We start from the raw sequence: 762 nt of genomic DNA on the forward strand, positions 1-762 counted from the left end.
ACCGTCCTTCGTCCGCGCGCGCTGCGCAGCGTCAGCGCCACTTCGCACGCGCTCTGGAGCCTGTGCCCGGCGGCGTGGCGCCTGTCGTTCCGCCAGAACCTCGACCTGAGCTGGAGCGCCGGCGAAGGCGAAACGCTTCACGAAGCTCCCGGCGGCGCCGAGCTGGGCAACGTCGCGCATTGGATCCTTTCCAAATGGGACTTCAGCGACGGCGATTACCGACGCATCCTCGGCCTCAGGGACGGCCATCTGCGTCCCGAATTCCGCCGCGTCTGGCGCGACCCGGCCTCGCGCCGCGAGCTGGAACGCTTCCTGCGCAACTTCCACAGTCCCGACGGCGAAAAACTGCTGGCGCGGCTGCGCCGGGCGCTGGCCGAAGGGACGCTGGCGCGCGAATATCCGTTCAAAGTCCGCCTCGGCCCCGTCGATCTGGTCGGCGTCGTGGACGTTTTCTGGATCGAGAGCGACGCCGGCCGCCCGTCGCGGCTGTGCGTGCGCGACTACAAGACCGCGCGCCTGCCGAAGGATCCGCTGCGCCGCCGCTGGCTGGACGATTTTTACGCGCGGCAGCTGCGGTTTTACGCGCTGGCCCTGCGCCGCCAGCGCCCCGAGTTCGCGCCGCTGACGCTCGATCTGGCGCTGTGGAACCTGCGCGGCGGCGCGGAACAGAAGCTCGAAGTGCCGGACGCGAGTTCCGAAAAAAATCTGGAAACCGCGCTCCTGTCGCAGGCGTCGCAGGCGGCCGAAGGCCCGTGGCCGCCC

The 762-nt window shown here is 69.8% G+C and carries 1 protein-coding gene; it reads left to right on the top strand.

What is annotated here, in order from left to right; genetic code table 11:
* Positions 1-762, top strand: a 762-nt coding sequence (locus tag HMPREF7215_RS11385; RefSeq protein ID WP_040551182.1) for a PD-(D/E)XK nuclease family protein, incomplete at both ends; no start/stop codon positions are given.

The sequence above is a fragment of the Pyramidobacter piscolens W5455 genome (assembly GCF_000177335.1).
GTDB classification, from domain to species: domain Bacteria; phylum Synergistota; class Synergistia; order Synergistales; family Dethiosulfovibrionaceae; genus Pyramidobacter; species Pyramidobacter piscolens.